The sequence below is a fragment of the Leptolyngbya sp. FACHB-8 genome (assembly GCF_014695575.1).
Lineage (GTDB): Bacteria > Cyanobacteriota > Cyanobacteriia > Elainellales > Elainellaceae > Vacuolonema.
This window is the reverse complement of the sequence record NZ_JACJOO010000036.1, coordinates 20491-46714: the sequence shown is the minus strand read 5'-3', so window position 1 is coordinate 46714 and position 26224 is coordinate 20491. Positions and strand designations below refer to the sequence as shown.

General features: G+C 49.4%; 21 protein-coding genes. 6 read left to right on the top strand and 15 right to left on the bottom strand.

All coding sequences use genetic code 11. The features are described from left to right. Positions 1-41 precede the first annotated feature (41 nt). On the top strand, positions 42-836 hold the full coding sequence (locus tag H6F91_RS07350) for a hypothetical protein (RefSeq protein WP_190774643.1): 795 nt from the start codon (positions 42-44) through the stop codon (positions 834-836). Positions 837-906: 70 nt separating this feature from the next. Here the strand turns inward: H6F91_RS07350 and H6F91_RS07345 are convergent, their stop codons facing one another. Both H6F91_RS07345 and H6F91_RS07340 read right to left on the bottom strand, forming a co-directional pair. Next, the gene (locus H6F91_RS07345) at positions 907-1143 is read right to left on the bottom strand and encodes a lipopolysaccharide assembly protein LapA domain-containing protein (RefSeq protein WP_190774642.1); all 237 of its coding nucleotides are present in this window, start codon (positions 1141-1143) and stop codon (positions 907-909) included. A gap of 385 nt (positions 1144-1528) precedes the next feature. Next, positions 1529-2563: an isochorismatase gene (locus H6F91_RS07340; RefSeq protein WP_190774641.1), complete on the bottom strand. Its 1035-nt coding sequence runs from the start codon at positions 2561-2563 to the stop codon at positions 1529-1531. Positions 2564-3030: 467 nt separating this feature from the next. Here H6F91_RS07340 and H6F91_RS07335 point away from each other — a divergent pair, with 467 nt between their 5' ends. Continuing rightward, on the top strand, positions 3031-3375 hold the full coding sequence (locus tag H6F91_RS07335) for a hypothetical protein (RefSeq protein WP_190774640.1): 345 nt from the start codon (positions 3031-3033) through the stop codon (positions 3373-3375). A gap of 179 nt (positions 3376-3554) precedes the next feature. After that, on the top strand, positions 3555-4070 hold the full coding sequence (locus H6F91_RS07330; protein ID WP_190774639.1) for a pentapeptide repeat-containing protein: 516 nt from the start codon (positions 3555-3557) through the stop codon (positions 4068-4070). A gap of 404 nt (positions 4071-4474) precedes the next feature. Here the strand turns inward: H6F91_RS07330 and H6F91_RS07325 are convergent, their stop codons facing one another. Further along, positions 4475-7006, bottom strand: coding sequence for a response regulator (locus H6F91_RS07325; protein ID WP_190774638.1), 2532 nt, complete (start codon positions 7004-7006; stop codon positions 4475-4477). Positions 7007-8090: 1084 nt separating this feature from the next. Here H6F91_RS07325 and H6F91_RS07320 point away from each other — a divergent pair. Continuing rightward, the gene (locus H6F91_RS07320) at positions 8091-9593 is read left to right on the top strand and encodes a protein kinase (protein WP_199307685.1); all 1503 of its coding nucleotides are present in this window, start codon (positions 8091-8093) and stop codon (positions 9591-9593) included. A gap of 72 nt (positions 9594-9665) precedes the next feature. On the opposite strand, the gene H6F91_RS07315 is transcribed toward H6F91_RS07320, so the two are convergent. Together H6F91_RS07315 and H6F91_RS07310 are read right to left on the bottom strand one after the other, a co-directional pair. Then, positions 9666-11093 (bottom strand): MFS transporter, encoded by a 1428-nt coding sequence (locus H6F91_RS07315; protein WP_190774637.1) that lies wholly within the window; start codon positions 11091-11093, stop codon positions 9666-9668. Between the two features lie 147 nt (positions 11094-11240). Further along, a complete protein-coding gene (locus H6F91_RS07310) occupies positions 11241-11633 on the bottom strand; it encodes a DUF202 domain-containing protein (RefSeq protein WP_190774636.1) in 393 nt (130 codons plus the stop codon). A 277-nt stretch (positions 11634-11910) separates the two neighbouring features. Between H6F91_RS07310 and H6F91_RS07305 the strand changes: the two genes are divergently transcribed. Beyond that, positions 11911-12309 carry a DUF202 domain-containing protein gene (locus H6F91_RS07305; RefSeq protein WP_190774635.1) on the top strand — a complete coding sequence of 133 codons (399 nt, stop codon included), beginning with the start codon at positions 11911-11913 and terminating at the stop codon, positions 12307-12309. Positions 12310-12531: 222 nt separating this feature from the next. Here H6F91_RS07305 and H6F91_RS07300 read toward each other — a convergent pair whose 3' ends face one another. The 5 genes from H6F91_RS07300 to asnS form a co-directional block, all read right to left on the bottom strand. After that, on the bottom strand, positions 12532-12972 hold the full coding sequence (locus H6F91_RS07300; protein ID WP_190772175.1) for a DUF202 domain-containing protein: 441 nt from the start codon (positions 12970-12972) through the stop codon (positions 12532-12534). Positions 12973-13014: 42 nt separating this feature from the next. After that, positions 13015-13401, bottom strand: coding sequence for an alr0857 family protein (locus tag H6F91_RS07295; protein ID WP_190772174.1), 387 nt, complete (start codon positions 13399-13401; stop codon positions 13015-13017). A gap of 864 nt (positions 13402-14265) precedes the next feature. Further along, positions 14266-14577, bottom strand: a complete 312-nt coding sequence (locus H6F91_RS07285) for a hypothetical protein (protein WP_206754913.1) — start codon at positions 14575-14577, stop codon at positions 14266-14268. Between the two features lie 1213 nt (positions 14578-15790). Continuing rightward, complete coding sequence (locus H6F91_RS07280) at positions 15791-18001, bottom strand: ATP-binding protein (protein ID WP_190772171.1); 2211 nt, start codon at positions 17999-18001, stop codon at positions 15791-15793. 105 nt (positions 18002-18106) lie between these two features. Then, positions 18107-19501 (bottom strand): asparagine--tRNA ligase, encoded by a 1395-nt coding sequence (gene asnS / locus H6F91_RS07275; RefSeq protein WP_190772170.1) that lies wholly within the window; start codon positions 19499-19501, stop codon positions 18107-18109. Positions 19502-19776: 275 nt separating this feature from the next. On the opposite strand from asnS, the gene H6F91_RS07270 reads away from it, so the two are divergent. Then, positions 19777-20664, top strand: coding sequence for a phosphodiester glycosidase family protein (locus H6F91_RS07270; protein WP_190772169.1), 888 nt, complete (start codon positions 19777-19779; stop codon positions 20662-20664). Between the two features lie 40 nt (positions 20665-20704). Here H6F91_RS07270 and H6F91_RS07265 read toward each other — a convergent pair whose 3' ends face one another. From H6F91_RS07265 to H6F91_RS07245, 5 genes are all read right to left on the bottom strand, one after another. Then, positions 20705-20983 (bottom strand): DUF2087 domain-containing protein, encoded by a 279-nt coding sequence (locus tag H6F91_RS07265; protein WP_190772168.1) that lies wholly within the window; start codon positions 20981-20983, stop codon positions 20705-20707. A 143-nt stretch (positions 20984-21126) separates the two neighbouring features. Beyond that, on the bottom strand, positions 21127-22014 hold the full coding sequence (locus H6F91_RS07260) for a hypothetical protein (protein WP_190789279.1): 888 nt from the start codon (positions 22012-22014) through the stop codon (positions 21127-21129). Between the two features lie 55 nt (positions 22015-22069). After that, positions 22070-22753 carry a hypothetical protein gene (locus H6F91_RS07255; RefSeq protein ID WP_190772166.1) on the bottom strand — a complete coding sequence of 228 codons (684 nt, stop codon included), beginning with the start codon at positions 22751-22753 and terminating at the stop codon, positions 22070-22072. 21 nt (positions 22754-22774) lie between these two features. Continuing rightward, positions 22775-25939: a DUF3769 domain-containing protein gene (locus H6F91_RS07250; protein ID WP_190772165.1), complete on the bottom strand. Its 3165-nt coding sequence runs from the start codon at positions 25937-25939 to the stop codon at positions 22775-22777. Between the two features lie 96 nt (positions 25940-26035). After that, positions 26036-26152 carry a photosystem II reaction center protein I gene (locus tag H6F91_RS07245; RefSeq protein WP_190772164.1) on the bottom strand — a complete coding sequence of 39 codons (117 nt, stop codon included), beginning with the start codon at positions 26150-26152 and terminating at the stop codon, positions 26036-26038. Between the last annotated feature and the right edge of the window lie 72 nt (positions 26153-26224).

The following is a 26224-nucleotide window of genomic DNA, read 5'->3' as shown; positions in this document are numbered from 1 at the left end:
ATCTTTTTCAATAGTGAATCGCTGAATCGAGATGGTATGCAATGACAACTCTTGACTCACCCAACCTGTGGGTACTGTTCTGGAAAAATCTCCCGGTCCCTTTACGGCTATGTCTGCGCCCCTGGCTCATACTGTCCCTGGTGCTGCATGGTCTATGGATGTTGCTACCTATGCCGTCTGATCCCCCACCTGTGCTTGAAGTTCCGGAAGATGAACAGGTTAGCCTGACAGACATCCCAAAGGTTTCCCGATCGCTCCCCGCCTCCCCCCCAGCACTTCCTTCTTCGCAACCATCTCCAATGGTTTCTGTGGCTCCATCTCCGGAGCCCGTGGCTGCCGCTCCCATACCCCCTTCCGTGGCTCCAGTCGTTGCTCCTTCTCCCATGAGCCCGGCCCCAGCAGCCCCACCAACTCTATCAACCCCATCACCTTCCCCGACCACACCGGCTCCTTCCCCCGTCGCACCGGTTTCCCCGGTCGAGTCTTCACCCCTTCCCGAAGAAACCCCACCACCCACCGCATGGGCCACTTTTCCCCATCCACAAGGTGTTGCAACCTGCGATGGTGTAGAAAATTGTTGGATGGCTCCCCAATCCCGCTGGCAACAACTGTTCCGAGATTTTGAGCAATCTTTGCAAGCCGAAGGTTATGTTCTTAATGACATTACCGAACAGCGGCTCTCGAATACTACTGGACGACGCATTTTTGCCGTTGAAAAGGGCAATGAACCCCAGTACTACCTAAATATGGTTTCAACTCCAGACGGCAGCACCCGCTACCTCAACACAGAGGAACCTCTTAGCGAAGCAGAGTTAGATCAACTTTCGGGTTTCTAAAACCAACGGGAGGGTATTGCATGTTGAGCAATACCCTCCCGTTGGTTGCAAAATTGTAGAGAGCAAGTAGTTATTCAAAATCATCATCCCGATCGAGCGATCGCGCAGCAGAACGACTACCCGCCGTCAAAACAGCCGTCCCTACCAAGCCGGCAGATGCACTAAATCCCATTAGCAAGCCGATAGGGATAGGAACCATTTGAAACCCCAGGAGGCGCAGTGTTACCGGGGTTGCATTTTGCACTGACAGCAGGGCGATCGCACTCACCCAAATTGCCGTCAAACTTGACACTACAAAATTCACCATCGTTCAAACTCAGTTTTCATTTGGGGATAAGGACTGAAACCATGGAGCCGTAAAGGATGAAAGCATCAGCAAGGCCCGATCCAGTGGGGCGATCGCCCAAGATCAGGATAGCACTGGCAACCTTAAACACGGGGAGTAACCCGAAGTGCCTTACCTAACCTCAGTTCGGGATAAGCTGAAGTGCTCATTTTGGCGTGCGCAAAGCGCACGCCAAAATGAGCGTTTTCGAGTGCCGCGCGTTGCGCGGCACTCGAAAACGCCCTTAACCCGGACTCAAGTCACCTAAAAGTCTCTTATCCAATTCAATAGAAGCTACAGCTTATATTCTCCGTCCTGACACGTTAGAGACGCGGAACATAAGCTGTAGCTTCACATTGAAGAGGTATCACAATCGCAGCCAGGACTCCATCGGATCCGTAGAGCAGATCCGATTCATTCCAGCATCAGCAAACATTTGATACGTCTCGTCCGCACTATCCGTGAAGTCTATAACGCCTGGCACTACCACTGGGGACGAACAGTCCTCCAAGAGATAAACCTTTTGCGCTAATGATGGATCGATTGCCTTAATTTCACTCAGTAAATCTGCTACGGTCCAGGCAACACAGTGGCTTTTCGCTTGCCCTGCGACTACCACCGCATCAAAGGTAAGCAGCGTTTCAATAAGAGACTGGTTTTTCTGAGCGATCGCCCGACTGCTCGGATCAATCATGACCTCAGGTCGCAACACCGAGTAATTCTCCGTGAGCGGGTTACTTCCCTTCATTTCAATGCGCGTCTGCCGTTGACGGGCTATGGCATGAAAGAAGCAGGCTTCTTCAAAAGCAGGTACAAGGGCATGGCCGATCCCCCCTAACATTGAGTGATAGGGCCAAATCGTTAACAGGTACTTGCCTGCTGACTGAAGCTGCTGCACGTAATGCAATGCATAGGCTTGTAACTGGTCGACATCTTTAATGGAGAGATGAGGAGCGATCGCCGGATTGGCCCGCCATTTCCCACTCTTCACATCCTCCACCGAAATCATGGTCATAGCGGAGGGATGATTGCCCGCTGCATCAACCCAAAAAACAGAGTGAAAAATTTGGGTGGCCGTATGTGTATCCATCGTGGCCACAATTTCTGTGATTTGCTCTAGGTTGCGATAAATAAACTGGCAGAGCCGTACCGTGTCTTCCACAGCTCCCGTCCCCGATCGTCCCCCCACAAATAATTCAAAATCGGGAATACAAAAGGTGTTTTGCACATCAATAGCTAACAAGCAAATGCGCATACCATCCACTTGAGCAGGAGGTAGATTATGTCGTTTGGCCCAAGCGATCGCCTCCACAGCCCGCTCCTGATAGGGCACACGCCATACTTCGCCAACCCGTGCTGGATCAAAATGGGCTGGGGTAGGTAACTGAGTCAGGATAGTCATGAGACGTTCACCTCAACCGGAAACTCTGCCACGATTATCACTCAAACCATCGGTGGAACACCATGCCCATCTTCAGATGTGAAGCACCTCACGCCACCCATAGAGCGGCGAACTAATGGGCGTAACAAAGATTAGCTAGAGAATTAGCGGAGATAAACCAATAACAAAGTTGCAATTTCAAAAAATCTCAGCATTTTCTGCGATTTCCTAAAGTGATTTTCCTGGTTCATTAATCTTAGAGACTATGTGAAAAGGTCCGCCAAGAGTTATTTCTTTGTGCGCTACGCGCACAAAGAAATAACTCTTCAAACAGCCTCTTAGTGCTTGGTAATTTTTAAGAGTAAACCAATTTACTCTTAAGACTAAATCACATCATTGCGATGAATTGCAGCCCCACTCATGTCAACATTCACAGCAATGATGCCTTAGTGGATAAGTATTTGGCTTACTAACTCTCGACCAACTTTATGAACTATACGCTTCAAGGCGATGACTTCCGTGTCTGGTATGATGCCACCTGTGCAACTGTGGTGTTTGAAGGCTTGCTCAAATTACCAAGTCTCACTGACTACGCGCCGATCAGTTCAATGCTTGATGCTTCAAAAGATCAGAACAACATCACGATGGATCTACGTAAGCTAGAGTTTTTGAATAGCTCTGGAATTAGTATGTTGTCGCGATTTGTGGTCAAATTGCGGCACGAACGCAACACCCATCTCTGCATCCAAGGGAGCCAGAAAGTGTTGTGGCAAACGCGATCGCTCAAAAACTTACAACGGCTAATGCCAAGCCTTTCCGTGGAATGGGATTGATCAGGAGTGCTGACACACTTCAGCATCCATAAGCCTGATGCATGCGTGGACAATCTTAATTCACCTCATGTATGCGCCAGCTCCAGGGTCTGTTTTAAACGTTGCTTTTTCGGGCGTCTCGCATACGAAAAAGCAACGTTTAAAACAGACCCTGGCATAAATAAGCAGGACACAAAGTCATGATACTAAGCGAGTTATTGGAACGATATAAAGCCGGAGAACGAGATTTTGAAGATGTGGATTTGAGCAACGCCTCACTCAATGAATTGGATTTGTATGGCATCAATTTGTCCGGTGCTCAACTCATTGGGGCAAATTTATCCGGCAGTAATTTCACCAGTGCCCGACTAATTGGCGCAAACTTGACACGGGCCAACCTATATCGAACCCGTCTACCAATGGCTGATTTGAGTGGGGCTAACCTGTTTCGTGCAGATTTGACTGATGCAGTTCTGCTCAGTAGCTCCCTCGTTGGTACTGATCTGATTGGGAGCATCCTGACTCGCACTAACTTTAGTGGAGCCGATTTGTACTACGCTAATCTGCGAGGTGCACACCTAGAAGTGACTAATTTACGCTTTAGCGACCTGAGCCATGCCAACCTCAGCAGTACTCGCCTGAATACGGCCAAGTTAGAGGGAGCAACTTTGCCTCAAATTGTTGCCCCTGCTGAGGTTATTGCTTTGGCAAAGTAATGAGGGCTATTGAATATGAGAGGCTAAAACCTCTACGTTAGGGCTGTGCTATAGAACGGCTCTAACGTAGAGGTTTTAGGAGATTTCCAGTAATGAAATTACCCCCAGAATGTTGGTGCTTTGCCCGCTTCGCGGGCAAAGCACCAACATTCTGAGTAAATTCTTATGCAGAAACCTCCTTAGTCTATTAGGTGTAAGAAGTGCCTTGCACTACTCACGGTCCATTTATCCTGGAACTCGCTGAGAAAGGTTAATTTTGGGTACTGTTCGCACACTTCCAATCAACTTTTTCAATAACCTTCAAAATTTTTATATTTTTAAGACGCGAGTTCACTATGTTTGGTGAATTTCTGTTGTGTAAGGTGTGCTTCACACGCCACACACATCCTCATGTTGAATGGGCATCAAAAGGCTGACAAAAACTGTTGAATTGTTTCTACTAAGGCTTTGAGGGGAATGGGTTTAGCGAGATAATCGTTTGCGCCTGCGGCTAAGCAACGTTCGCGATCGCCAACCATGGCAAGAGCCGTCAGGGCAATAATGGGAATGGCGGCAAATTGGGGTTCGGCCCGCAAAATACGAATGGCTTCCAGGCCATCGATGTCGGGCATTTGAATGTCCATCAGAATGAGGTCGGGAGCCTGTTGTTGGGCCAGAGCGATCGCCTCTCGTCCATTCTTTGCCACTTTTACTTGAAAACTGTGGCTTTCGAGATAACAGGACAATGTATCCACATTGGCAGGGTTGTCTTCTGCCAGCAGGATGCTGGGAATTCTTGTAGTAGACAGCGTCGTAACTGTGGAACTGGGCTGGAATTTTAGGGGGGCGATCGCCTCCCCAGATGCCTGAAATTCCTGCCCAATCCTTTGTATGGATGCCAAAGGTAACTCTTCTATCAGAGATTTAGACGTAGATGCTGAAGACTGCACCGTGTAGGGCAGGCAGATAGTAAAACAACTGCCTTTCCCAAGGGTACTGGTCGCCTCTACTTTGCCTTGGTGTAGCTCAACAAGGCGGCGAACCAAAGCCAATCCCAATCCTGTTCCCTCATATTGACGGTTGAGACTGCTGTCTACCTGGACAAAGGGGGTAAAGAGCTGCTTGACATCTTCCGGGGCAATGCCAATCCCCGTGTCAATTACCGCAAATTGCAGCCAGAGTTGGGCCGCCTGTTGCAGGGGGCGAACCTCTAGTATGACACTGCCACTATCTGGAGTAAATTTCACGGCATTTGAGAGAAGGTTGATGATAGCCTGACGAATCCGCCGTTCATCCACGATGATGTTAGGTAAGGATTCCGTTATGTCGACAGTGAGCTGAATCTGTTTTTTAAAGGCTTGCTGTTTGACAAAAGCCAGACTATTTTCACATAGGGATTTTACCGAAGCAGGGGCAAGCTGAATCTCCAACTTTCCCGCTTCAATTTTAGATAAATCTAAAATGTCATTAATGAGGTCAAGGAGATGTTTGCCACTACGCTCAATCACCGAGATAGAGTGTTTCTGGCGATCGTTTAACTCTCCCAGAAAACCTTCCAACAAGCCTTCTGACATGCCCAAAATTGCATTGAGTGGCGTACGTAACTCATGACTCATTACCGCTAGAAATTCGTCTTTCATGCGGGTGGCTCGATATAATTCAGCATTGGTCAATGTCAGCCGCTCGTTGACTTGCTGGAGTTTTTCTTCGGTCTGTTTGCGATCGCTAATGTCTTCAATTAAGTGCAGGATACTGGAAGGCCGACCAAAAGCATTAAAAATTAGGGCACTCGTCACATTGACCCATAGTTTCCTGCCGGTTTTCGTAATAGGTTGGCGTTCAAAGGAAACAATCGTGAGGGTATGTTCTAGAATTTGTTGAAGTTGCGGAATGTCATCTTGCTGGGGCGATTGCAGCAAGTCATAAATAGACTGATCTAACAACTCAGAGGCAGGGCATTCTAACATGGCTGACAGACTCGCGTTGAGTCGGCTGATGCAACCATTCAAGTCAGAAATGGCAATGCCCAAGGGGCTTTGCTCAAAGATTTGGCGGAATCGTTCCTCACTCTCCTGTAAAGCTCCAGTGCGTTGTTTAACCCGTGCTTCAAGTTCTTGATTTAACTGATAAAGGGCAGCTTCTGTTTGCTTGAGATCGGTAATATCTCGCACAATGATGAGAACTTCGTGGTCATCACAGACTGTAATGCGTACCTCTTCCGTGTGAACAATCTCATCAATCTCAAGTGTCTGCTCGTAAACTTGCAACTCCCCAGTTTCTAGAGCCTGCTGAATATATTGCATTCGTTGAACGGCGAGTTCGTAAGGCAAGCTACCATCAAAAATGCTTTTGCCCACAACATCGGGACTTCCCAACACCTGAAAAGTGTCTGTTGGAAAAAAATCAAGGTATTTGCCATCCCCCGACATGCGTAAGATCAGATCGGGAAGTGGCTGAATCAACGCATCATAAATATGTCCACTATGGTGAAGAGCAATTTCTGCACGCTTACGGTTGGCGAGATCACGACCTTCAACAAATTTGGGTGTATCAAGTGAGCGGCTCCGGCCTTGATAACGCACACGCTCAATGGCACAGTAGAGCGATCGCTCTAACACCTCATAGCTTGTCGCATCCTTAAACAGGTAATCTTGAGCTCCCTGCTGAATAGCTTGCAATCCTAAATCCTGATCTGCTCCTATCAGCGTGATCGTAGCGACGCTAGGAAAGGTGCGGCAGAGGTGGGCGATCGCCTCTAAATCAGGTGCATAAGGAATCGTCAGATCTATCAGAATTCCATCAAAAGAAGCTTCATACAGGTAATCCAATGCCTCGCCCATGGAACTGACCTGAATGGTTGCCCACTGGGGTTTCTGAAAAAGCGGCACGAGAAATGACTGAAGATCAGAATGGGATAGAGTTTCTCCTAGCAGCAGGAGGTGGAGGGGAGGTTGCATAGGGACAATAGGGCAACCCTATTTAATCTTTCTTAAGAATGGTTTGAAGCGCTTATACACCATAGTACCCATCTAACTATCTCATACCTTCAACAGGCGTTCTAAAAAGACAGATTTGTACGCACGTCCTGCTGACAAAATCCATTTTTTAAGAAAGCATGTTCAAAAGAATATATGAGAAGTTTCAACAAGAATTGATTTTTCGTATGCTACACCCATTAGAATTAACTTCTCAAAGATCTTTGAAGCTAATGATGATAGTTCTTTAATGGACAGGTATTCCTATACTTTTATAACATTTTCTCAGAGCAGGTGCATCCGTGTATTTTCTAGCAATACAATTCAACCTGTAATTCTTTTTATAGAAGTGGTGGAGAAGCGGCTATTTCCACAAAAAGAATTCACCTACGCTACTGATATAACTCCCTCCACTCTGACGAGGTGCGGGAGATGGATATATGGCTTATTTCTCCATCTATCTCTCGTACCTCACCTGATAGGGAAATGCTGTTAATTATCCACAGACTCATAATTTGCTTTCATCAAATTTAAACTCTTCTCCCATCACTTTACAGTAGCAAAAGTGGATTTCAAGTTTAGCGGAGGATATAGGTACGGTAATAATTAGAATATTGCTCAAAGAGGTTAATTTTTTCTAGCTATAGGTATGAAACATCAATCTCTTCAACCACTCCTTAAGTAGCCTTCTGAGCGATCGGCTTAAACACAAGTAGCGCAACTCAATTAAATATAAAATCTCAGATACCATGTCACCCGCTATACGAGTAGCCTAGCATTTGAGATTTTATGTTTAATTATGCTCACCTACTCATCTGCAAGGATAAGAACTCTCAATGATTTTCGAACGGTAGGGCGAGCACAGCTATCCTAGCTTTCAAAAAGCAGTTCACAAATTGTGGAGAAACGTTATAGTCTTCAATCTAGGGGATGAGAAGATTGGTTTTCTTGTCAGCCAAACTGGAAAGTTATGAAGCATCTCATGGGAAGTCTCCCCAAAAACTGTCCAGAGCCTTATTGTTGATGATTGGAAGAGTTGTTAACTGCAATTTCGTCGGTGTGTGTCGTGGGTAAATCTCTTCAAAACGGTAAATACATTATCGAGCAGGAGTTAGGCCGCGGGGGGTTTGGGGTTACCTACAAAGCTGTCAATTCTGCTTTGGGCCAAGCCGTTGTCGTCAAAACCCTGAACGAGTCCTTACGGCAAGACCCACGATTTGCTAGCTCCGAGCGCCAATTTCAGGATGAGGCGCGGCGGTTAGCAAGATTTGCTCATCCTCATATTGTTCGGGTCAATGACTTCTTTGTAGAAGACGGATTGCCCTACATTGTGATGGACTACATCCCTGGGCAGACTCTGGATACGCTTGTTTTGCCCAACCATCCGCTGCCTGAGGCGATCGCGCTTCACTACATCAGACAGGTCAGTGCTGCGGTTCGGGTCATCCATCAAAATGGGCTACTGCATCGGGACATCAAGCCCCAGAACCTGATTTTGCAACAGGGCACCCAAAACGTTATTTTGATTGACTTTGGCATTGCCCGGGAGTTTACCCCTGGATTGACGCAGACCCATACCCACCTTGTTTCTGAGGGGTATGCGCCAATTGAGCAGTACCTCCCACAAGCCAAGCGATCGCCTGCAACCGACATCTATGGGTTATCGGCTACACTCTATACGTTGCTGACCGCTCAGGTTCCTGTTACGGCAACCTTACGCGATCGCCTCCCACTCGCTTCTCCTCGGGACGTGAACCCGGGGATCAGCGCCAGTGTTAGTGCGGCCGTCATGCGGGGCATGGAAATAGAGCCCCATCATCGTCCTGCTAGCGTTGATGAATGGTTAGCATTTCTTCCCGATATTGCCACGGTGCCGCATGAGATGGCGACGGTTACACCCAATCGTCCTATGAGCCAGATAGCGACGGTTGCTGTCGCTCCAGTCCACCGCCCTATTGAGACGGAGCCTGCACCGGTCGCCGTGACTCCTTTAGCGAAGCCAAGCGGTTTGCGTCCCTGGCACATTGGGCTTATAGGGCTTGCAGCGCTTGTCCCGTTTGGGCTGGGGTTTGCATTGCTAAGCGCCCAAAAACCATCCAGTAGTCCTACGGCTCCAGCCACTACAGCCCCGACACCCGTCATCACCAGTCCTTCTGCTTCTCCTACACCGGCGACGGTAAGGCCTTCGCCAGTCATCAATGAGCCTAGGCCTTCATTACCAGAGTCTTCATCAAGGGACGAGTCCAATACTACTCTCTCTAAAGATCTATCCCCTGAAGATTTAGAACCCACAATTGAGTCCGTTGAACCCTCGCCTCCTGCATCCACAACTCCCGTTGAACCAGCACCACCCTCCGCTGAGCCGGCGGCTCCCCCCGCTGAAGCAGGAACCGGACAGGGAACAGAACAGCAGGAAGGGGAAGAGCGTGAACCAGTAGAAGCGCAGGGAGGAGACAACCAAAGCCGCGCAGCAGAACGAGCCGGGAATGAGGAAGGTCAGGCCGCGCAGCAGGAACAGGAGGGCAGCAGTCAGGAGGAAAGACAGGAAGGAGAAAAGGTGAAGGAGTAGGGAAGCAGTTATTTTCAAGTGCTGCGCAAGACACAGCCCTCTACAATACTCTTAACTCGAACCCAGTTGGATTTAGGAGACTGAGGGTTGAGTTTTAATGCGAAATTGGTAGGTTGCAACAGCAGCTAGAACGCAGCAAAGGGATAGAAGTAGCATAAGAGGCGCAATTCCCAGGGTTGTTTTGAGAATGGGTAGCTCAAAGGTACCGAGCACTGCCCCGGCTTTCGCGACAGCAGCAGCAAAACCAGCACCACTAGCCCGAATGGCCGTTGGAAAGACCTCTCCAGATAGCAGAAACGTTGTGGCGTTGGGACCAGCGTTCATCATCAGGTTGAACACGAAAAAGCCGATGAATACGAGGGCGATCGCCACCTTTGGCCCCACTGCCAGCATATCGGAGGCAGCCAGGATCGTGAGCCCCGCCGCCATCCCCAAAAAGCCCATGATTTGGAGCTGAATGCGCCCGACCCGTTCGACGAGCAGAATAGCCAGAAGAAAACCCGCAATTAAACAGATATCGACCAGAGCTGCGCCTTTTGCCGAAGCTGCTTCTCGAGCCATGAAACTGTCGACTCGGGCAAAGGCCAGTGCTCCCAAAATCGTTGGGGTAAAGATACCAACGCCGTAGGTCGCAATGTCTTGCAGAAACCAGGGAATCGAAGCCAGCAAGGTCTGTCGCCGGTAAAGGGGAGAAAAAAGCGCACTGTAGGGCACATGAGACGTTTGGGGAGGTGGATCGGTCTCGGGGGTGAGGTTAATGGGTGTATTCAAGAGCGCAGAAGCCGCTTGGGAGGCTTCCTGGTATTCTCCGCGAAGGATGTGGTAGCTGGGACTTTCGAGCAGGCAGCGGAAGCGAAGTAGGGCGATGGCGATCGCCAACCCCAATCCGATCCCCAACATCCACCGCCATGCGTAATGGATGGCGGGCTGTACTGAGTCAGGATAAAGCATCTGAAAGAGATAAATGATCCCCCAGCCCGTCAGGGCTCCTAGCAGAGCACCAATCGCTTGAAAGGTGAACGCTCCAATTACCATCCGCCCCCGTAATCGAGAGGGGACATTTTCGCTGACATAGGCGACGCTAATAGGGTAATCTGCTCCGATCGCCACCCCAACCAGGAAGCGAAACCCAATCAGAGATAGAGCATTCCAGGCAAACACGGTTCCGGCTGTTGCTAGCACAAAGAGCGCTACATCCACCATCAGCATTCGCTGTCGCCCAACCTTGTCGGTAATAGGGCCAAGGGTGAGAGAACCGACCAGAGAACCCAGCAGTGCCGCGACAGCAACGGCCCCCGTTTGGGTCGGGCTGAGGTGAAAGTCTTGTCCCACAAACGGCAGCGCTACGCCAATAATAAAAAAGTCGAATCCATCCAAGGCAATTAATCCAGCGGATAGCCCCCAAAGCAACCACATAGTGCGGGTCATTTCAGAAGCATCCAATTGCTGAGAAAAAGAGCGAGATGGCGGCTTAACGGTCGGGGTTGCCGCTGGATTCATGGGTCAGGTACTCCTTGTAAAACCACTGCTGCTCGCATAAATGGAACCCATGCACGAAGGTAACCTGTGCTGCACGCAAGTCGCTATATGCAAGCCTTGACTAGTTTAAGAAAACGGGTACTTTTTGAAACCTTCCCTCTGCATGAGTTATGGCATTTCCACACGGCCAATCAAAATTCCTAAAAAGGCGATCGCTCCAAAAACAATCAGACAGTAGGCAACAAGCAAAGCCGCTGAAGTACGTGGCCTATAGGTCAGGTCGTTCCGTTGGATACGCCTCAGTTGATAACGGTGATCAGAAGCCGCATAGAGCATGGCGACCGTACCCAAGGCAACAAACCCCAGCCCAAGGATGCGAGAGAAGTGGAGGGAGGCAAATGCACCACCTAGGTTTTGATGCAGCATAGAGATGATGCTATCGAGGCCAAAGCCAAAACTGATGAGGGTAAGAGCGGTTCGAATCCAAGCCATCAATGTACGTTCTTCTGCAGCTCGGTTCCGTTCTTTCGCCAGTTCTGTAGCTAGGGGTAGCTGACTCATGGTTTTAGTGCAAGATGTAAGTAAACTCATATCTTGCACTAAAACCTAGAAGGATGATTTTTCGCCGCTTAGCGGTGAAAAATCATCCTTCTAGGTTTTAGTTTTAGAAAGGTGCAGGATATGAGTAAATAACCTCAGTTCGGGATAAGCTGAAGTGCTCATTTTGGCGTGCGCGAAGCGCACGCCAAAATGAGCGTTTTCAAGTGCCGCGCAACGCGCGGCACTTGAAAACGCCCTTAACCCGAACTCAGGTTAAATAAATTGGGTTTATCGAACGATGCGTAGTCTAGAGCAACTTTCAGAAACCGTGAATGAGCTGGCGAAGGAGCGCAACCGGGCAGCGGCGGAACGAACCCTTGGAGCATGGATTACCAGTAGCATTCATTTAATTGGTTTCGGCATTGCAATTGATCAAATTTATATAAGAGTCTTTGATACCTTGCCAGACAAAGATCCATTGATCGTTGAACGTTTGGCTCAGAAAATTAGCCTGGTGTTTATGGTGGTGAGCATTATTATGCTGGCGATCGCCATGATTCAACATTCCATCTCGGTTCAATCTCTTGAGCGAGATGACAATAGTGTTATATCAAGCACCAAGCTCAATCTCATAGCAACTGCAACCGTTATTGGGTTTGGCGTTGTTGGGGTATTGGTCATATTTCTCGGTCTGTAGCGTTTCTACATAGTTCGTGAAGTATTTTTGGAAGGTAGATTGAGTGTTTAAAAAGGGTTTAGAAAGTCTGCTTTTTCGTGCCCGAATGACATAGAAAACCAAACTCTTTTAATGAGTTCTTATACCAATCAATATGAAGCTGCACAGAATGAGAGTGGCGGCATGTACGCGCCGCCACTCTCATTCTGTGCAGCTTCATATAAAAACAGTATTAGGTTTGAGTTATCTCATTGACAGTAAGACAAAGATATTAATAACGAGAAGGATTGCGGCAATAAGCATTCCCACTGAAAACCTGGCAGTATACGTATAAGCAGGTTGCCGAAACCGATTAAATTCCCCCTGATAATCGAAGAGCGCTAAACAAACTGTCAGAATGCCCAAAGCCACAAAAAATAAGCTGACGGCTTGAGGAGTTAAAAGACGGATGAAGCTACCGGAGCCAGTATGAAGTAGGGTTGAAATGCGATCGATGCCGAAGCCAAAGCCAATAAAAGATATAGTGGCACGAATCCAAGTGAGCAACGTGCGATCAGCGGCCAGTCGATTGCGTTCCTTTGCTAGCTCAACCTGAAGATCTGGTGAATGAGAAGTTGGGGTTGAATCATTCACTTCCATACATTGATTGGCTGCCTGAGCCAAGTTGTAGAATGTGTGCGACATGCCGCACACATTCTATAGGTATTCAACCAACATAGGTAGATATCATTGCAGCGAAATCATCTGCTCCTGAGTCACCTTCCACAATTTGTGGACAGAGTACTCCAAGCGTGCAGGCAAAGCGCAGATGAACATACCTTCGTGAGCTTGCGCGTTTTCGGCAATCCAATGACCATATAGACTGATTTCGATGAACTCGTCATCTACGGGAGTCAGGACAACATCACTTACCTGTGCCACTCGCAGTTCTGTGACCAGATGGGTTAGAGCGGGAACATCATGGGCGATCAGAAATGCAGCACGTCCCGGCTCAACATGGAGGATTTGTCCACCCCGCAAAGCCAACATTACCCGTTGAGCTACCAGCATTTCCAGAGGAGCAGCGATCTGCTCCATGTACAATCCATCCTCGATATACGTCAATTTCAGCATGACGGAGAAGCCTCTCTCGCTTCGAAATAAAGGGGCTTAGCGAACCCGAAATACCAGGGTCATTGTTTGGGGCGCGCCCAAAAATCACGTTTATAAGTCCGATTTGAAATAGCCGAAGGTTGTAGAAGGTTAAATTCGCTGCTGTGCTTGCATGGGTGACACTCCTAAAAAACAACCCCCGCCTCTGAATTACCAGGAGCGGGGGGCGAAAGTTGCGATAGGCTTACCCGATGGTGAGGTCAGGTACTCCCGATCCTCCCGCTCTTAAGTTGTACAAATCCAGGCTTCAGCCAAAGCTGAGTAACATTGCCGCCAAAGGCAAAACTATCTAGATGGAGATAGGCGGACAACTCATAGGATTTCGCATTGCTTGCACGAGAGACACCCATGACAACGGATGCGATCGCCCTCAAGCCGCCTTGAGGTCGCTTTTGCATCGCACACACATGTATCAGTAGGGCTTTGAATAACATCGAAGATTTTTTGGGCAAAAAATTACCAACCAGACTAATGCTACACGTGTAATACAAGAATGTCTAGGGGGGAGAAGATTTTTTTATAGGGCGATCGCCCTTATCGCTCTCTGGAAGCATCTAGGATCTGCTTTAAAGGCCAATTTTTCGCGTAAGGCCCAAAAGTCAGTGCCGCCTGTAAAACAGGCGGCACTGACTTTTGGGCCTTACGTTTGATTAGGTGGAGCTACTGAGTAGGAACCCATGTTTGAAGATGGAAAGTCTTTCATACCCTCCCCCTCCAAACATAGGTCAACTTGAACTACCAAGAACTATTGGATTTGAGAGAAAAATAGGAAGGGGGCGACATTGAATATCATCCGCTTCGTACTTTTCTTTTATAAATCTGAGATTAGATCTCGTTGAAGCTCAAATCTCCCAATTGGCCGTTGGACAACGGGAAACGTTGGCTTGCAGGAATTCCAGCCAGTTGCTGACAGAGGCTTTCAGCTTCTTTTTGCGGAACGGCAAATTGACTGCAAAGCTGCATTACATCACAAACTCCAGCTTCAGCACCGAGCGTAGCCCATACCCCTGCAACAGACTGTAAAACAACAAAACCTGAATCACCATCGCGTGACCAGAGTGCAATGCCATAGTTCCCTGCATAGTAAGTTTCAGAGATGTCGGGGACAGACTTACCTTCAGACACCGTGATCATCATGTAACTAGATGCTGCACGGGTTAACTCTTTATAGATATTGGACGGTTTGGAGAAGAAGTTGAACATGATGGGAGAGAGGAGAGGGCCGTTGCAATTGGGTCAATTTAGCAATCCTTTCCAATCAGATTTGTAATGATTGAATAAGATTGCCGTAAAAGGCCAACGAAGCGTTGTGCTATTGAGACGAAAAGGAACTAGGCAAAAATCAGCTACTTATGAAGCTACTATTCATCCTATCTTTCCTAGGACCAATTGACATGAGTAATTAGTAAAACCCTTTGACAAATAATAAATTTTTGGTGAACTACCCGTGATTCCTTCAAGGAACCCTTTCAACAAAGGCTGAACTGGCTGCACGGAATCGATGCACAATCAATGCCAATGTGTAGGGAATTGGTGCCCATAAAGATGAAATTTTCTGAATCCAGCGTGATAGATAAAATTTTATTTCAGCAATCAGGGTGGGTTCAGAAAACAGCCTATTAGTTCCGCAATACTAGTCACGGGACACAACGTAGAGGGGTTAAGTTTTTGCCCGTATGCCGTAAATAATGATGCCAGACTTGAGGGATCGCGATCGCTCAGTCTGAACCAGAGAGGATCAGCCTATATACGTTATATCTTCTAACAAATAAAACTTACAGCCACTTGACAAAGCGATCCGGAGCCAAACCATGTAGAAAAGTAAAGAATGTAATTCTGATTACCTTTGTATCGCACTGTACAGACGTAATTATATTTAATAGACTTACAGATTCTTACGTTATACCTTTTCGAAAACAAGCCCAACCCCTTCTTTTTGTTGTCGTTTTACGGCGGTAAAAAGAAGGGGTTGGGCTTGGCACAAAATCAAATAAATTTTAATACCGAGCTCTGATTTGGAGGAGTAAATAGCTGAACTCAATTAAACGTAAGAGCTAAAAGACTATGCAGCCTGCTTATAAAGTGGGTTAGCCCTTTGAGAACGTAAGCTTTGCCCACACTTCCTGAGTCCTAATTTCTTATTTATAGTGCTGTGCACGTCAATTAAGTACGGTGGTGTGGGACACGAAGTGCCCCACACCACCGTTGCTGTACTTAACGCACTTGGACATTGCATATAAGAGTTTTAAGTAGGTAGTCATAATTAAATGTAAACTCTAAAATGCTGTGCTGCCCTAAAGTAGGTAGCACAGCATTTTAGAGTTTATGCTTAGCCGCGTTGGGCGACTTGTTAGGCTGGCAATTTAATAATAAATTCGGTTCCCACTTCAGGAACAGAGGTAAATATTAGTTCTCCCCCGTATTGATCCACAACAATGCGGTAACACATAAACAATCCCAAGCCTGTTCCCCTGCCCACAGGTTTAGTTGTGAAGAAGGGATCAAATAATTTAGCCTGGAACTTTTCTGGAATACCAGAACCATTATCTTGAATACTGATTCGTATCCATCTTTGATCTTCCATCCATGTTTTAATCCGAATTTCGGGTATGTAGGGAGGATACGCGTTGGCAGTGAAAGCTAGCCGTTCGCCAATAGCATCAAAGGCATTTGTGAAGAGGTTGAGAAATACCTGGTTTAAATGGCTGGGATAGCACTCAATTGGTTTAATTTCTCCATACTGTCGTATAACCTTAACGACTGAGCTCTTATCCTGAGGGGAAGTTTTCAGACGGTTCTCTACAATAATGAAAGCTTCTTCAATAACGGTATGCAAATCTGCCTGTTGTAGGTCTATTTCATCCAGGCAGGAAAAGTTGCGCAGGGATGCCACAATTTCACGAATTCGGATGGCCCCGAGACGCATAGAGTTGACTAGCCGAGGAAAATCTTCGCGAACGAAGTCTAAATCAATGGCTTGCTGTGTTTGATGAATATCACTGGTAGTACTGGGATAGCTTTGTTCGTAGATGGCCAGTAAGTCTAGTAAACCTTTGGCATAGTGTGATGCATGACTCAAATTACCGTGAATAAAGTTGACAGGATTGTTGATCTCATGGGCAATGCCTGCCACTAATTGGCCCAAGCTCGACATTTTCTCACTTTGAACCAATTGCAACTGTGTTTTTTTCAGTTCCTCCATAGCTTTGGTTAGCTCGGCGGTGCGTTGGTCTACACGGTCCTCCAGTTCCATGTTGACCGCCTCTAATTCCACCACTAGCTTTTTCAAGGTACGGGTCATGTAATTAAAGTTCTGAGCCAGGGCATCAATTTCTCGAATATTTTGAGGTCTGACGGTGTACTCTAATTCCCCGCTGGCGATCGCCTCACTGGCCTCACTCAATTCCTCCATGGGCTGGCTAATCCAGCGGGAGGTGTAGACACCCAGAGCGATCGCCACCATCAGGGCAATCAGCGACAGTACAACTGTCTGTTGCGTATTAGCGTGGATCTGAGCCATGAAATCAGACTCCGGCACTACCACCAAAATCAGCCAATCTAACCCTCGGGCATCTCGGTAGGGGGCAACCTGGAGGTAATAACGCTCCGACTGACCACTGAGGGTCGCGTCACCATTGACTCTAAAATCTATCTGCTCAACAGAATGAATATCCTCTAGCTTGCCGAAAGACTGCGTTAAATGCTGAGCAGCAGCCCGTAACATTGGGCTCTCAACCTCTGAGAGATTCAATCGTTCTGGTTCTGCTCCAGGCTTCCATAACTTGAAGGGATCCTCTGGAGTCGAGAGAGCTACAACTTTGCCCGATCGCTCCAGAATGGCAGCCTGTCCCAATTGCCCAACTCGTAGGTTCTGCATAAACTGGCTCAGTTGGGACAGAGTTAGGTCGGCCCCAAACACGCCCAGGAATTCCCCGACTTCGTTATAAACCGGGGTAGACGCCGTGATCACCAAAATACTCTCGGGGAAGACAGTATAAACTGCGCTCCAGGCAGAATCCGATGCCCCTTTCACGATGGTGTACCAGGGCCGAACTCGTGGATCATAGTCTGGGCTAATACTCAAGACCTCGGTACGGTTCGCATTGTTATCGGTACCGTAGGTATAAAAGTTTCCGGCTACATAGTTTTCGGTTTGTTCGATGACCAATCGACCCGATTGCTGCCGGCCAGCGTCCACAAAACCCCCATCTCGTTCCTTCGCGAAATAGAGGTAGCTGATGGAGGGGTAGAGTTGAATTTGTTGCCAGAAGGTACGTGCCAACTGATTCGGGTCGTCCAGGTTTAGTAGGCCCAAACGTACAGCTTCTGCCTGAGTTTGTGTTGAGCGCTGAGGAACGTCTAGATAGCTCGAGAGGTGCTGATCGATGCGTTCAATCACTTCGTTTTCCAATTGTGCCGCCAGACTATCGACAGCATTCTGCCCATTCCGTAGAGAAAGCCATCCTGTCAACCCAACAGCCGCAGAAATCTGAAGCATGAAGGGTAGGATTAATACCAGCTTCAGCGGTACTTTTCGCGGCTTCTGAACAGGAGAAGTCATCAGGGCGTTAGGAAAACACACTTCTCCTAGTGTTCCCTGTGGAATAGGTGGAACAACAGAGGCTATAGCTTCCGAGACATTGGCTTCCTAACCCCTGGAACCAATCTAAAACTCGGCGTTCTGTGGCGTGCGGGGGAAGGGGATGACGTCACGGATGTTCTGCATCCCGGTCATGAATTGAATTAGCCGTTCGAAGCCGAGGCCAAAGCCTGCATGGGGTACGGTACCGTACTTCCGCAGTTCCAGATACCACCAGAGGGATTCCTTCGGCATACCCTGGGCTTCAATGCGCTGTTCCAGTACGTCCAGGCGCTCCTCCCGTTGAGAACCTCCGATGATTTCACCAATGCGGGGAGCGAGCACATCCATCGCGCGCACCGTCTTGCCATCCTCATTGAGCCGCATGTAAAAGGCTTTGATGTCTTTAGGATAGTCGGTTACAATCAGCGGCTTCTTGAAATGCTCCTCCGCCAGATAGCGTTCGTGTTCTGACTGCAAGTCTACGCCCCATTCCACGGGGAACTCAAAGGTTTTGTCGGCTTTTTCGAGAAGAGCTACGGCTTCGGTATAGGTGATACGAGCAAACTCGTTATTAATAATGTTATGAGCCGTCTCCAAAACAGTGTTTTCGATGCGATCGTTGAAGAACTGCATATCCTCAGGGCATTGTTCGAGCACGTAGCGGAAGACGTATTTCAGAAAGTCTTCAGCCAACTCCATATTGCCGTCCAGTGCGCAGAAGGCCATTTCAGGCTCGATCATCCAGAACTCAGCCAGGTGGCGCGAGGTATTGGAATTCTCAGCACGGAACGTGGGGCCAAAGGTGTAGACGTTGGTAAAAGCCATCGCCATAATTTCTGCTTCCAGCTGACCACTCACGGTTAAGTAAGCGCGCTTACCGAAGAAATCCTGACTGAAATCAACGGCCCCATCTTTGGTTTTAGGCAATTTCTCTAAATTCAAATTGGTGACAGTGAACAGTTCCCCGGCGCCTTCACAGTCACTGGCGGTGATGAGGGGCGTGTGTACCCACAGAAAACCACGCTCCTGAAAGAACTGGTGGACAGCAGCGGCACAGGCATTACGAACCCGGAAGACGGCACCGAGGGTATTGGTGCGCGATCGCAGATGTGCAATATCCCGCAAAAACTCAAAGCTATGGCGTTTCTTCTGCAAGGGATACGTTTCGGGATCGGCTTCCCCTAATACCTGGATGGATTCTGCCTTAAGCTCGACCCGTTGACCTTTCGCAGGGGACTCCACCAGGGTTCCAGTCAACTCAACAGAAGCTCCGGTGTTGATCTGCTTGATGGTATCGGCGTACCCCGGCAAATCCTGGCCAACAACGGCCTGCAATCCGTTCATGGAAGACCCATCAGTCACTTCCACAAAGCTAAATTCTTTCTGCTCCCGTTTCGTGCGCACCCAACCCTGGATGGCCAGAGTTTCGCCGGGCTGCCCGTTCTGGAGGATGTCGCGGATACGTCGAGTCGTTGGCATGGTACTGAAATTAGGGATACGTGCTGAATTTGAGTTTAGCAAGGGATTGGGTGGTGGGGCAGGGGAGCAGGGGTTTAGCCTATCGAGGAGGGGTTGGATCAGGTAGTGGAGGGGTGAGACTAATAGCCTTGGCCCGGTTGATTAGGGCATCAGGAGCGATTGAAGGCAATGCCTTCAATCGCTCCTGATGCCCTAATCAACCGGACAGTAGCAATATAGAGTAGGCAGTGCAGCTTTAGCGTTGGCCCGCTACCTTTTCTAGCTAAGTGAGGATTATGGTGAGCCGTTGGATTGGGTTAGGGTTGGGAGCCTTGCTAGCAGTGTTACCGCTGATGGGGTTTGCCTGGAAGCACGGGCAACGACCCGAGCGGGAGAATGTGGAGCGGCCATTATTTCGGGGAATAACCTATCGCAGAGAAGTGCGATCGCTCCCTCGTCCGCTTATGGTTCACATTGTTGAGATTGATCTGATGGAGCCAGGCATCCGCGTGCAGGTCACGCCGGGGAATGTAGCCGAGGATCGGACGGAAGTAACGGCCCGCACAACCAGCGAATTTTTGCAGGAATTTCGTTTGAAGCTGGCGATAAATGCCAACTTCTTCTATCAGTTTCGAGAGGCAACCCCGTGGAATTTTTATCCCCAGTCAGGGCAGCGAGTGCATGCGGTGGGAGAGGCGATCGCCAACGGTACCCCCTATTCCAAAGCCGAGCCATCCTGGCCCGTTCTGTGCTTTGCAGCCGATAACCTCGCACAGATCCAAGCCGACACCTGTCCTACAGGAACACATCAGGGGGTTGCAGGCAGTCATTTGCTTATTCAGGATGGTCAGCCAATGCCACTGAGCGAGTATGACATCGACCAGGGATTACATTCGCGAACCGTTGTGGCGTTGGATGCTGCAGGAAGAACGCTGTGGTTGGTGGCGATTGACGATAAGCAACCTCGCTACAGCGAAGGGGTAACCTCCGCCGAAATGGCAGAGTTGCTAATGGAATTGGGGGTTGATACAGCGTTAAATTTAGATGGTGGCGGGTCTACAACATTGGTTATGGCAGAAGGAGAGCGTTCGGTTGTGCTAAATGCTCCCATTCACACCAAAATTCCTATGCGAGAACGACCTGTAGCGAATCATCTAGGATTTGATGCAGCTCCACTGCCATAACTCGATTTCAAAGCGGATGATTCTTCAACCAGAGGTCGCATTACATATCAAATGGAATCCAGTACGCAGAACCGTTCAATTTGCGATTTAATAGGCCTGCTTCAAACATTTCTCGTCGGAGTAGAGCCGGATCTTGAAAGCGATGATACCGGTTGAGAATGTAGTTAATTTCTTTTTCGGTATAGAACAGAGTCGGGTCAAATTTGGAAATGAGATACTGCAAAACCAGGCGTTGAGCTTTGCGATTGCGTCTGGAAGGCCACGCTGTAACACAGCCAGATTCATCTAGAAATTGGGCGATCGCCTGCCACTCATCCATAAATTCATTTCTCTCTAAAAAGCTGATTAAAAAGTGTTTGAAAAGGTGAGGTTTTTCATACTCTTCGGTAGAGACTCAAGCTTTTCAAACAGGTTTTTAGGATTATGCATTTAACGACCTGTAATTACAAAAAGAACTACAGGTTATTTTATTTGAACATGCTCGCCATTTTTCTCAAGCCATTGATTTTGCATGCACGTCCCGCACCCAAAACCAAGGGCTTGAGAAAGATGGCGAGGGTTTAATTGGAGTTGCTTTGATTGAGAAATGGAAAGCTCCCTTTTTGAACCTGTAATAGGACGTAGTGGACCAGAAGAACTGCCCCCCCCTATAAAAATTGCAGCAGTGGTCATGGGCGTACCGCGATCATCTACCTTTAAAAGGGTTTGAATGGGATCACTTGTAAACCGTTGCACCTGTTGAACATCGGTTTCAATCTCGTGGCGATTACGGGAACTGAGGGGAGTTGTGATCTCCCCACCCTTGGTTGTCAAAATCAGGTGGTAGAGCGTGTAAGAGGAATCGCTTCGACGCCTTCGACGGCGAACCCGTCGTTCTTCATGGAGCTGGGCCGACACCAGGGACGAGGACGGAAAACCACGTACCATTTGGGTCTTCCCTAAATAGTTGTACTGAGTTATCCGGCATACCCCTCCTTGAGTAGAGAGCGACCTCTCACACGTCAGCCGGTAACCATCTGATGAATAAAGCGCGGCCAGCAAGGCCACCAACACGCCAACGCCATAGAATAGTAGATTCCGGGGGGTATTGGGGTAAATAGACGTCCCGGCTGCCCGCTTCTGAGTTTCCGATACCTTGGAGTGGCTGGCCCAACCACATCCCGCACATACCTGTCGCCCGCTCGACAGAGGCGCTCCGATTGGCCGGGAGCACTTTGGGCACTCATGCACCGTCATAGGGAAAAGGCTCCGAATCGGCGAAGGGGAATGGCTGTCTTCAGAATACCCATTGCACTCAGGATGCTTTAACCGAATCAACCTCAATTCGGTTAAAGCATCCTGAGTGCTCATTTAGTGTGCGGTCTGCGCACCCCTTGAAAAAGTCCTGAACGCGAACTCAGGAGAATTAGTTCTGTTGATCCTGAGCAACGGCCCGTAACTTTTCGTAAAACATCGAAATTTCGGGATCGGGCACAAATTGGTGAATCGGATGTTGAACCCCTTCCTGGTTCTTCCCCCATGAATTTTCACGGGTTAAGAGTTCCAGGCCAGAGGACGAGTCGTCTGTCGCTGGGATAGAGCTGTCAGCATTCTGCTCTAACGCTCCCAGAGAAATTGCCTCCAACTCCCGCTGTGGAGAGACCCCCTCAGATAAGGGTAGTTCGATAGGTTCTGGTAGCTCAGAGTGCTGAGATTCATTAGCTACAATTTCGCTAACAACCGATGGTTCTTCGGAAACTCCCGATTCAGCAGGAGTGCCAGTTGTATCAGCTGCAGAGAAATCAGATAGCAATTCTTGGGTAGAAATACGGGAAATATTCCCACAGATCATCCGCTCAAATTCGAAGTTGAAGTGATAAATAGGCTGGCCGCGCCGCTTCCAAATGGCTAAGATCTGCCCCACCGAAACAGACTTATAGCGGCCCTGATACAGAGCTTCTACCACTGCTGCCCGTACCCAGATAGCCGGATAGCTGCGCAGCCAATAACCGACCAGTTGTTGGGCACTAAAAGCGCCCACATCAAAACCATACCGATCAAGTAAATCGGCTGCCGCAATCGCCGTTGGATCCTGGGATGCTTCCATCATAATTGCGATGGCCCATGCAGATTAATCGTTCGAGAGCGGAACACCCGACTCTACCGTAACAGCCCCCGTCGGCCCTGAGAAGGGATCCCGTAGGTTATTCCAATCAAATTCATTGATTTGTAGACTGAGGGAACCCGATTCTCGTATCGGGCTATAACGGAGCGTTATGGAATAAGTTCGACGGCTGTACTCCAAAGTATAAACGGTGTCGATAGGATCGCTCCGATCCAGGTTAAAGGAAGCTTGAACTCCAAAACGGAAAGGGCCATAGATTTGTTGCAAAAATCCAAGAGACAACACGGTCCGATCAACAGCCCGGTCGAATCGGAACGGCGATTCCCCTTCCCCAAGAGTTTCTGAGAAGGTCACATTAAATGCCGTATAGTCCAGTGTGTTTCGTGCGAAGTGGCCAAACTGCCCTCGCAGACTCAGGCTACCGGTCAAAGTCGCCTGAGTATCATCACTGCTGTACGCACTAAAGACACCCCGCGCGCTACCGACTAACCGCAGGAACGGAACAACAGGCACAGAGGTAAAGCGTAACCCCTGGTCCCGAGTGCTGGGTAACGGCCGCCCCTGCCAAAGGGAGAACCCTCGACTCAATGCCACACTCCCCTGAGCCCGGTACAATCTAACAGGAGCAATGCGTCGGCGACTTTCTATCAAATCGTCTCTGTCTGTGTTAGCTCTAATGTATTGTGCACCTGCTTGATAGCTCAGGTTGATACGCGAGTCCCCCAGCACAAAGTTTGGTGAGGTGAGGACGAAGCCAAGACTACTATCGACCTCCTGGAAACCAAGAGAACCATTGAAGAATCGATTGCGGTAAGCATACTCTAAGCTGAGTTGGTGGTTGCCAATGCCCTGACGCAAGCGCAGACTAGTGCGCACCTGTTCCTCCAGATTGTCAAAGGCTAAGCTCTCCAATACGGCTCGCCAAGTGAGGATGGTTTGGGGGCCAAACTCATAATCAAGGCGAGTGGTCAGCCCCAAGCTGCTAGGGTCGAAAATGTTGAAGCCATTATCTTCAACAGCCCGCTGCACCAAAATCAGCGGCGAAATAGAAAAATTCGCGCGGCTTGTAGATATGAGGTTGATTGGCCGTTCCAGGAAGAATCCGCCTAAGTTATCGTCATAGCCAATCTGAGCCAGAGGCGTATTATTGCGCCGTTCGCTGGAAATAATGATGCGGTCTTGAAATAGAGGTAGCCGAAAATTCTGGTCAAAGACAACTTGGGGGTTACGAGCCCGTATTTCAGCACGTAGAGGTGAGAGCCGTGTGTAGGTGACATAGGGCGATCGCAACTCTAGTTCGGGCGGCGAAAAGGGGTCGTTGGTCAGGCGTACATTGGTGGCAGTCCAGCCATTGGGATAGAATTCTGCCGTGTCTGCCTCAAATCGAAAACGCCGAATTTCTCCACCAAACTGGCCCAACCCCAGAGCCCCGCTGCCTCGACCTGCCGTCCCAACTCCTATCTGAATCCCACCCTGCCCAGCAACCGGATTATCGGGTTGCCCCTGGGTGATCGTACCCGACAACGGACGACTCGGCAGAGCCTGAGCGCCGACGTCATTCGGAAGAATTGTCAGATCTTGCCCTGAGGTCGGCAGGTATACTTCTCCCCGTACCCCGGTAACGTTACCTGCACCCTGAACGATGTTGTAGTCCAGGCGATTGCCCAGCAGGATCTGATCCCCTCGGGTAAAGACGACATTGCCTTCCGCTACCGCTTGCCGATTGCTCATATTAATGCGCATGCGATCGGCCGTCAGCACTGCCTGCCGGAAGCGCATCTCCACATTACCCTCGGCGTAAAACACCTCTCGCAGGGTGTCATAGTCCAGGTAGTCGGAATCTATCTCTAGAACATCGGGAGGGAGGGCGACTGTTACTTCGTCTGTCGCCTCGCCCGTGGGTGAAGCGGCCGTAGGATCGCTATCCTCATTCTCTGCATTATCGGTATCAGGGGCAGTATTTTCCTCTGAAGCATTTCCCTCGGGAGAGTCATCTACTCCGTCAGGGGAGACCGTTTCGCTATCATCTGGACTCGGTTCCTGCGTCTCCGTGTCGGAGGTTTCGTCATCGGGCACCTGCAAATCTTCGGGAATCCCCGTTTCTGCTGAACCGGGTTCATCCTCCTCTGGAATGGTGAGGATTTGTCGCTGGGATACATCCTGTCGGCTCTGGGCCACAATCGTAGCACCCGAAAGTTGCTGCAATTCCTGCAGCATCGGTAATAACACTGTGCTTCCAGCCAGGCTCACCACCTGTTCCTCCCCCAGCGACTCTTGGCGGGGGGCGGCAATGGGGGTAACCCCAACAGAGATCTCGGGAGGTGGCGCTACTGGAAAAAGATCATCCAGGCTAATTCCAATGGGCCCACCCAACTCAGAGGCTCGACTGCGATCGCCCGCCAGGTTCGCCTGCTCTGAATACAAGGGCGGAATGGGATAGCTTTCGCGCCGCCGAAAAACAGGACGTTGACGTGGCGAAGCTTCCTCTGCCGGCACCGGCTCCCCAGGGGCCGGAGCGCCTGCCTCAGAATAAAGGGACGGGATGGGCCCGCTCCCAAACTGCCGGGGAACGGATTGCGATTGGCTTGATGCGATGTCTACCGGGTTTTCTGTAGAGGTGGCCAGCGCAGGCACTGCTTCAGCCCGGTTATCGCGACGGCGCGGTGGTGGTTCGTTCAGGACGGTGGCGTCTGGCTCAGAAGGTGCCTCTGGAATGACAGGTGCTGCTGGGGCGACCACCGAAGCATTTGCCGCCTCCTGGCCATGGTGAGACCGAAGCCTATCACCGGAGGTGCTGGCTTCAGGCGCGGCCACTTCAGGCGCGATCGCCGCATCCACAGCCTCAGGGCGGCGGTAGCGAGCGCGAGCAGACGGCGTGTTCGTTGATTTGTCTAGCGCGGCGATCTCAGGGGCGATCGCAACCGTACGGGGTGTATCAGGTCGATCGTAGCGGGGACGGGGTGCAGCCGGTGTCTCAGCAGGAGCAGAGGATACTGCACTGGCTGGGGCTGAAGGTTCAGGGACATGCACCCGCTCCACCACCAGAGGATCCTGTATAGGAGTGTCTGGTGCTGCAGGCTGATGGGCCGCCGTAAAGGCTTTGTTGGCCGTCTCCGGGGACAGGACATGAACAATAGGGGGTGGCGCTGGCGGCGGAACCGAATGGGGCATACCTCACACACACAGACAACAAAATAGCCCTAAAGATAGGGCCTGGAAGTTTCGCAGAACCATGGTTAGGGGTCTGCGATCGCAAGCTCTCTGGAATTATTCCAGATCCTGACGATTTGGGTTGCGAGCCGGATCATTTGACAGAAAACCGAATACAAACAGCGCAATAAAGAAAGAAACAACGATATAAACAACGACTTTGAGCGTCAGCATGGGATCTTCTCAAAAAACAGGCTCCCTTATCTTATAGGAAGATGGGCCTGATTTTGCAGGACATGCTTTAGG